Below are 3,302 nucleotides of genomic sequence, written 5' to 3'. Positions count from 1 at the left end.
CCAAGACCGTCCAACTGTTCGACCTGCCCTTCCTCTTCAATGACATCAACGCTGTCGACCGCTTTCAACTGAGCCCGCAGGGTCAGGGCCTGCTCAAATCCATGGAAAGCAAAAACATCACCGGCCTGGCTTATTGGCACAACGGCATGAAACAACTGTCGGCCAACAAGCCACTGCGTGTACCGGCTGATGCGCGCGGCTTGAAGTTCCGGGTGCAGGCCTCGGCGGTGCTGGAAGAGCAATTCAAGGCGGTGCGCGCCAATCCGCGCAAGATGAGTTTTGCCGAGGTATATCAAGGCCTGCAGACCGGTGTGGTCAACGGGGCGGAGAATCCTTACTCGAACATCTACAGCCAGAAGATGCATGAAGTGCAGAAGTACATCACCGAATCCAACCACGGTGTACTGGACTACATGCTGATCACCAACACCAAATTCTGGAACGGCCTGCCGCCCGACGTGCGCAGCGAACTGGACAAGATCGTCGTGGAAGTCACCACCCACGTGAACAAGGAAGCCCAGCAACTGAACGAGGGCGACAAACAGCGCATCCTTGCAGCCAAAACCACGGAAATCATCACGCTTACGCCAGAAGAACGTGCGCAATGGCGCGATGCGATGAAACCGGTGTGGAAGAAGTTCGAAGGCGAAATCGGAACTGAGCTGATCTCTGCTGCCGAAGCCGCAAACCAGGCGCAATAATCCCTAGGCAGGCGCCGCTGCGTCGGCGCCTGCCCGTCTTCACTCGACGTGAGATGCCATCCATGAAAGCGCTTCGGCGAATCTGGGAACACTTCGAGGAAGGCTTCATCGTCTTCCTTCTGGCGGCCATGACCCTCGTCACGTTTGTCTACGTGATCCTCAACAATTTCTACAGTCTGTTTTACTGGCTCGCCGATCATTGGCCGGCAGCGAGTGTCCCGCTGTTCGCCGTTGGTGATCAGATCATGGGCATGGCGCAGGCCATGACCTGGAGCACCGCCCTGACCAAAGCGCTGTTTGGCTGGCTGATTTTTTTCGGCCTGGCCTATGGCGTGCGCACCGCCGGGCATATCGGTGTCGACGCACTGGTCAAACTGGCGCGCAGATCGGTACAGCGTTACATCGGCATCCTCGCCTGCCTGTGCTGTCTGGCCTACGCAGGGCTGCTGGCCGTCGCCAGCTTCGAATGGATTGAAACCTTGATGAACGCCGGTATCGGCGCCGAGGATCTTGGCCATTTCGGCGTCATGCAATGGCATGTCGGGTTGATCGTGCCGCTGGGCTTCGCGCTGGTGTTCATCCGCTTCGCTGAAATTCTCCTGCGCATCCTGCTCAACCGTCAGACCGGCCTCGGGCTGGCCGATGAAGCGGCCGACGCGCTGAAACTTGCCGAACACGAGGAAGACAAGCCATGACCATTGCCTTCCTGTTCGTGGCCCTGTTCGCCTTGATGTTCATCGGCGTGCCGATCGCCATCTCGCTGGGGCTGGCCGGCTCCCTGACGATCATTTTCTTCAGTCCCGACTCGGTGCGCTCGCTGGCGATCAAACTGTTCGAGACCTCGGAACACTACACGCTGCTGGCCATTCCGTTCTTCCTGCTGGCCGGGGCCTTCATGACCACTGGCGGCGTCGCCCGCCGGCTGATCGACTTCGCCAACGCCTGTGTCGGGCATATTCGCGGCGGCCTGGCCATCGCGGCGGTGTTGGCCTGCATGCTGTTTGCCGCCCTCTCCGGTTCAAGCCCCGCCACGGTCGCTGCGGTGGGCTCGATTGCGATTGCCGGGATGGTCCGTTCCGGCTACCCGCAGGCGTTCGGCGCAGGGATCATCTGCAACGCCGGTACGCTGGGTATCCTTATCCCGCCGTCGATTGTGATGGTGGTTTACGCCGCCGCTACAGAAACCTCGGTGGGCAAACTGTTCATGGCCGGCGTGGTACCGGGCCTGCTGCTGGGCACGGCATTGATGGTGGCGATCTACATCGTCGCGGTGAAGAAAAATCTCCCCGCCTTGCCGCGTGCGACGCTTCGCGAGTTTCTGAGTACGGCACGCAAAGCAATATGGGGCCTGTTGCTGATGGTGATCATCCTCGGCGGTATCTATTCGGGCATGTTCACCCCGACCGAAGCTGCTGCAGTGGCAGCCGTCTATTCGGCCTTCATCGCTCTGTTCGTCTACAAGGATCTGACCTTTCGCGAGACACCCAAGGTTCTGCTCGACTCGGCCAAGCTGAGCATCATGCTGATGTTCATCATTGCCAACGCCATGCTGTTCGCCCACGTGCTGACCACCGAACAGTTACCTCAACAAATCACTGCCTGGGTGATCGACGCCGGCCTGACGCCGGTGACGTTCCTGCTGGTGGTCAACATTGTGCTGTTGATTGCCGGCGCGTTCATGGAACCGTCAGCGATCATCCTGATCCTGGCGCCCATCCTTTTTCCTATCGCGATGAAACTGGGCATCGATCCGATTCACCTCGGCATCATCATGGTGGTCAACCTTGAGATCGGCCTGATCACGCCACCGGTGGGCCTGAACCTGTTCGTGACCTCGGCGGTGACCGGCATGTCCTTGCCCGCCACAGTCAAAGCCGCGATGCCCTGGTTGTCGATTCTGCTGCTGTTCCTGATCCTGATTACTTACGTGCCATGGATCTCACTGGTGCTGCCGAACTGGCTGGGGATGAACTGACGTCGTGACGATCACGTTCAGCCGGGACCGGCTAGAGTGCAATCACTCTGCTTAAAACCATAACAAGACGGAGAAGTGCCCCCATGCGAGTCAAAACACGCTTTGCCCTGCTGGCCGCCGCCACGCTGACCCTTAGCAGTGCCGCGCAGGCCGCGCCCGTGTTCATCAATATCCTCACCGGCGGAACCAGTGGGGTTTACTACCCGATCGGGGTCGGTCTGTCGCAAATCTACAGCGACGGTATTGCCGGCTCGAAGACATCGGTGCAGGCCACCAAAGCGTCGGTAGAAAACCTCAACCTGCTACAGGCCGGTCGCGGCGAATTGGCCCTGGCTTTGGGCGACTCAGTGGCCGACGCCAAAAACGGCGTGGAGGACGCCGGTTTCAAAGCGCCACTGACCAAATTGCGCGCCTTGGGCGGTGCCTATCCCAATTACATTCAAATCGTCGCCAGCAAAGAGTCGGGGATCAAAACCCTCGCTGATCTCAAGGGCAAGACCATCTCGGTCGGCGCCCCAAAATCCGGGACTGAATTGAATGCGCGGGCGATATTCAAGGCGGCCGGCCTGACCTACGAGGACATGGGCAAGGTGCAATATCTGCCGTTCGCCGAATCGGTGGAATTG

Annotated in this window: 4 protein-coding genes; all 4 read left to right on the top strand. The window is 59.2% G+C overall.

Going from position 1 to position 3,302, the window contains the following annotated elements; all coding sequences use genetic code 11:
• Window positions 1-701: DctP family TRAP transporter solute-binding subunit (locus tag OQK_RS22100; protein ID WP_038861549.1), on the top strand; the 701-nt coding region annotated here is incomplete at its 5' end.
• Window positions 702-763: 62 nt separating this feature from the next.
• On the top strand, window positions 764-1,396 hold the full coding sequence (locus tag OQK_RS22095; protein ID WP_016774320.1) for a TRAP transporter small permease: 633 nt from the start codon (window positions 764-766) through the stop codon (window positions 1,394-1,396).
• Window positions 1,393-2,676, top strand: coding sequence for a C4-dicarboxylate TRAP transporter large permease protein DctM (dctM, locus tag OQK_RS22090; RefSeq protein WP_016774319.1), 1,284 nt, complete (start codon window positions 1,393-1,395; stop codon window positions 2,674-2,676). The genes OQK_RS22095 and dctM overlap by 4 nt, the downstream gene beginning before the upstream one ends.
• 83 nt (window positions 2,677-2,759) lie before the next feature.
• The coding region (locus OQK_RS22085) for a TAXI family TRAP transporter solute-binding subunit (RefSeq protein ID WP_016774318.1) at window positions 2,760-3,302 on the top strand (543 nt) is incomplete at its 3' end.

Origin of the sequence: Pseudomonas sp. R62, from assembly GCF_000257605.1 — a bacterium.
In the GTDB taxonomy this organism is placed as follows: Bacteria; Pseudomonadota; Gammaproteobacteria; order Pseudomonadales; family Pseudomonadaceae; genus Aquipseudomonas; species Aquipseudomonas atacamensis.
The sequence above is the reverse complement of the archived record's forward strand: the minus strand, read 5'-3'. Positions and strand labels throughout refer to the sequence as shown.

Bases quoted from the DNA above. Each gene is read 5' to 3' on its own strand.
- dctM (WP_016774319.1), top strand. From the start codon at position 1,393: ATGACCATTGCCTTCCTGTTCGTGGCCCTGTTCGCCTTGATGTTCATC.
- OQK_RS22095 (WP_016774320.1), top strand. From the start codon at position 764: ATGAAAGCGCTTCGGCGAATCTGGGAACACTTCGAGGAAGGCTTCATC.